This is a genomic window from Methylophaga sp., assembly GCF_030651745.1.
Genome location: NZ_JAUSCC010000053.1, coordinates 1 through 3258 on the forward strand (window position 1 = coordinate 1; position 3258 = coordinate 3258).

3 protein-coding genes are annotated in these 3258 nt (G+C 44.9%); 1 reads left to right on the forward strand and 2 read right to left on the reverse strand.

Annotated features, from left to right (window positions below; genetic code table 11):
* Positions 1 to 120 precede the first annotated feature (120 nt).
* A complete protein-coding gene (gene fur / locus Q7V21_RS06370) occupies positions 121 to 543 on the forward strand; it encodes a ferric iron uptake transcriptional regulator (protein ID WP_168800222.1) in 423 nt (140 codons plus the stop codon).
* Here fur and recN read toward each other — a convergent pair whose 3' ends face one another.
* Together recN and Q7V21_RS06380 are read right to left on the reverse strand one after the other, a co-directional pair.
* The gene (gene recN / locus Q7V21_RS06375) at positions 544 to 2217 is read right to left on the reverse strand and encodes a DNA repair protein RecN (RefSeq protein WP_304916479.1); all 1674 of its coding nucleotides are present in this window, start codon (positions 2215 to 2217) and stop codon (positions 544 to 546) included.
* The gene (locus Q7V21_RS06380; RefSeq protein ID WP_304916480.1) at positions 2211 to 3080 is read right to left on the reverse strand and encodes an NAD(+) kinase; all 870 of its coding nucleotides are present in this window, start codon (positions 3078 to 3080) and stop codon (positions 2211 to 2213) included. The genes recN and Q7V21_RS06380 overlap by 7 nt, the downstream gene beginning before the upstream one ends.
* Positions 3081 to 3258 lie beyond the last annotated feature (178 nt).

A 3258-nucleotide genomic window follows, 5' to 3' on the forward strand; every position in this document is an offset into this window, starting at 1 on the left:
TGAGAATAACCAAGGAAAGGCTATAAATAAGCAGGCTTTTCATTTAGTATTTGTTTCTGTATTGATGACGAAAGTGCGATGATACGCTATTCGTAAGTATTCTACGAGGCAACAATAATAATGGAAAGACAAGATTTAAGAAAAGCGGGATTGAAAATTACTCTGCCACGTTTAAAGGTGTTAGAGATCCTTGAACATTCCAAACAACGCCATCTCAGTGCTGAAGATGTTTATAAGGCTTTACTGGAAATGGGCGAAGAAATTGGCTTGGCAACGGTCTATCGTGTGCTTACCCAATTTGAAGGTGCAGGGCTGGTATCTCGTCTGAATATCGACGGTGGTCACGCTGTATTTGAACTGGAAGATGGTGAGCATCACGATCATTTATTTTGCGTGAAATGCAATCGCATCATCGAATTTTATGATGAAGTGATTGAAGAGCGCCAAAAAGCCATTGCCAAGGCAAATGGTTTTGAAATGACCGATCACAGTTTGTACATTTACGGCATCTGCAACCGCGAAGAATGCAAGAAAGATAAATAATCAGCTTTGTCCCTGATCCAGCATCTCTTCAGCATGTGAACGAGTTTTCTGGGTCAGGTTCATGCCACCCAGCATGCGGGCAATTTCTTCAATGCGTTGTTCGCGGTTGAGTTCGCTGATTTCTGTGTGGGTTTTGTCTTTACCCAGAATTTTTGTGACCTGCAGTTGTTGATGCGCTTGTGCAGCGACCTGCGGTAAATGCGTAATACAAATCACTTGCTGAGTGGATGCCAGTAATTTGAGGTGTTGTCCGACGATTTCTGCAACGCCACCGCCTATGCCGACATCCACTTCATCAAAAATCAACGTTGGTACGCTGCGCTTTCCTGCAGTAACAACTTGAATTGCCAAGCTTATTCGAGCCAATTCACCACCCGAAGCGATTTTTGCCAATTCACCTGCCGGCTGACCGGGATTGGTGCTGACCAGTAGTTGAATATGATCTGCACCATGGTCGCTGAATTTACCTTCCTCAAAAGGACGTATAACAAATTCAATTCGTCCTGCGGGAATCGCCAGTTGCTGTATCGATTGTGTAATGGTTTCCGCTAACGGTTTTGCATATTGCTGTCTGTTAGCGCGGATTTCAGCACACAGCTCAAGGCAACGCTTTTCCTGAACCTTAAGTTGTTGGGCCAGTTCGGCCTGGTTTTGCTGGGATTCTGAGAGGCTATTCAATTCATCACATAAAGCCTGATAGTGGCTCGGCAATGTTTCGATTTCGACATGATGTTTACGAGCCAGATCATGTAAAACTGATAATTGTGCCTCAACAGCTTCAAGACGTGATGGATCGAGATCGGCGCTGTCCAGATAATGACGTAGCGAGGTTGCAGTTTCATCCAGATTTATTGCTGCGCTATTGAGCGTTTCAATGATCTCGGTAAAACGAGGCTCATACTGCTGTAATTTTTCCAGCTCTGTCAGAGCCGCGCCTATGAGATCATAAGCGGCACCCTGGTCCTGATCAAATAAATGATGCAAGGTTGACTCGGTGGTATGAAATAACTGTGCGGCATGCGCCAATTGCTGTTGTTCCTGCAACAACTGTTCGATACTGCTATCGGTTAAATTTAATGGTTCTAGCTCACTGATCTGATAATTCAATAGTTCCTGACGTGCCTGTTGCTGTTCAGACTGCTGACGTATCGCAGCCAGCTGTTGCTGGATTTGCAGCCATTCTGCATAAGCGGTTTTAAGCGCTTTAACAGAGTTTTTGTTATTCGCCACAATATCCAGTAACTCACGCTGCGTTTCCGGGCGGAGCAGGGATTGATGTTCATGTTGTCCATGAATATCAATACTTAACTCACTGATATTTCGCAGTTGGCTTAGCGGAACCTGGCGGGCATTAATATAGGCTTTGGAACGACCATCGCGACTTATTGTTCGACGTAGATGACATTGATCGTCATCATCCAGTTCCTGCTCTTTAAGCCACTGCTGCAAGGCAATATTGTTACTGATATCAAAGCTGGCTTCGATTTCTGCACGCTCGCTGCCATGCCGAACCATATTCGAATCAGCTCGATCACCGAGCACCAGACCCAAAGCATCCACCAGTATGGATTTACCGGCACCGGTTTCACCTGTCAGTGAGGTCATACCGGATTTGAATGTTAGGGATAAATCTTCAACTACTGCCAATTGACGGACGGTTAACGCTGTTAGCATGTCAGTTTTCGGCCCCATTCCAGTTTTGCACGCAAAATTGAGTAGTGATCATGATCTTCAAGATGCAGTAAATCTATACGGTTTGGATGTCGTTGAATTCGGACAGTATCCCCAGGTTCGAGCACATGGCCTGGCCGTCCATCACAGGTGACCATCGCAGTGGTAATATTATTTTCACTTAATGTGATGTCAATAATACTACTGGCTGCAATCACTAATGGACGATTGCTCAAAGTATGGGGGCAGACTGATGCTAACACCACAGCATCCAAGTCTACATCAAGAATCGGGCCTCCTGCCGACATGGCGTAAGCGGTAGAGCCGGTTGGTGTTGCAATCACCAATCCATCTGCACGCTGACTATTCAGAAAACGGCCATTGATATGGGTTTCAAATTCGATCATGTGTCGGCTTTGATGTGAATGCACTACAACATCATTCATGGCGATACTGATCGGATCTGCCGCGTTATTAAGATGGGCTTGAAGCAGAAACCGGTTGTCATGCCGATATTGGCCATCAAGAATTCGCCCCAGCTGGGATTGCAGATTATTCAATGTGACATCGGCTAAGAATCCCAGGCGACCCACATTGACGCCTACAACAGGTAATTCAAAGCCGGCCAGTGCTCGTGAAGCAGATAACATAGTGCCATCACCGCCAATGGCGATGGTCAGATCACATTGTGCTGGGAACTCGGCGATGGAGATAACTTCCAAACTAGGTAAAAAACTCATCTGCTCGTTGCAAAATACCTTTAACTCTCTGGATAACAGGAATTCATTTATTTGAACTACAGCCGTTTCTAAGACAGGGTCATCTTTGCGAATAAACAGGCCGATACGTTTAAATGTGTTATTCATCGTCGATTTTGCAATTGAGTTTTATCAAAAATAGTCCGCTGATGGTAATGGTTTTGTCATCAAATCCAAAGCAAAATTGGCCGCTTAATAAAAACTCGGTGAACGCTACTATCACAGAGCCCTATAGATGCTAGAATATGTCGATTTAATCCAATCAATCAATGAGGATACACATGGC

Bases quoted from the DNA above. Each gene is read 5' to 3' on its own strand.
- recN (WP_304916479.1), bottom strand. From the start codon at position 2,217: ATGCTAACAGCGTTAACCGTCCGTCAATTGGCAGTAGTTGAAGATTTA.
- Q7V21_RS06380 (WP_304916480.1), bottom strand. From the start codon at position 3,080: ATGAATAACACATTTAAACGTATCGGCCTGTTTATTCGCAAAGATGAC.
- fur (WP_168800222.1), top strand. From the start codon at position 121: ATGGAAAGACAAGATTTAAGAAAAGCGGGATTGAAAATTACTCTGCCA.